The organism is Sphingomonas sp., from assembly GCF_035910975.1.
GTDB lineage: Bacteria > Pseudomonadota > Alphaproteobacteria > Sphingomonadales > Sphingomonadaceae > Sphingomonas.
On record NZ_JAMHWM010000031.1, the window covers coordinates 1 to 1,025 of the forward strand.

Here is a 1,025-nt window from a genome sequence, read left to right on the forward strand (position 1 = left end):
GCGGTATACAGGCCGCCAACGGCGCCCGCTGCCGCCGTTCCGCCGCCGGCTACCACCGCCCCCGCGCCGGTCAATGCCGTGCCGCCGCCCAGCGCCGCGCCAGCGCCTGTTCCGAACGCGAGCCCGCCGGCCTGCGCCGCGCCGATTGTCCCTGCGGTGATCCCGCCGGCCGCGGTGATCCCGCCGCCCACGCTCGCCAACGTCGCCCCGCTGCCGAAGATGGCGGTGTACAGAGAGCCCAGGTTGTTCGCCGCGCTACCGAGAGACCCCAGCGAACCAAGCGCCGACTGCGCCCCGCCAGCGGCCCCGCTTGCCGACCCGGTAAGCCCGATGGCGTTCGTCAGCGAGCCGACGCTGGCCTGGATGATCGGCTTCAAGACCAGGTTGTTGAACATGCCCTTGATCGAGTCGCGCAGGGTCTGGAAAAACGACTTCCCAGACTCGGCCGCCCGGAACAGTGAGTCCGTAAGCCCCTGGCCGATTTGGTCATAGGCTTTCTGCCACTCTTCGGCTGACTTCTTCGCTGCGTCCGCGCTTTCCTTGGCGAAATCGGCCGCGACGTTTGCTTGCGCGTTGCCAATCCTGGCTTCCTTCAGCGCCTCAAGCGCGCGAATCTGCCGCTTGATCGCCTCGACTTCGTCGCCGGAGTCGGCCACGGTCGCCTTGTTCTTCAACGCCTGGATCTGGTCATCGACGCGCTTGTTCGTCAGCAGCGCCAGCGCCACGCCGGTGACGCCGATGGCTTCGGTCTCCTGCTTAAGTGCTTTGACCTGGGCCTCGACTGCCTCGGCCTCGCCGAGCAACGAATCGACCGTGGACTTGCGCGCAGCATCGACAGCGACCGCCGCGGCCAATTCCGACGCCTTCGCTTCGGCAAACCCTTTGCGCAACTCGATGGCGGCGACCAGGCTCTTTGCCTCTTCGTTGAGCGCCCGAACCTCAGCCAGTCGTGACGTGCCGTTCTTGCGTGAAAGTTCTTCTTCCTTTTCTTTCAGCTCGATCGACAGCTTTTCCAGCGCAGTCAG

Annotated in this window: 1 pseudogene; it reads right to left on the reverse strand. The window is 66.0% G+C overall.

What is annotated here, in order from left to right:
* Positions 1 to 1,025 (reverse strand): annotated as a pseudogene (locus VYI76_RS12430) (hypothetical protein); the annotation flags it as partial.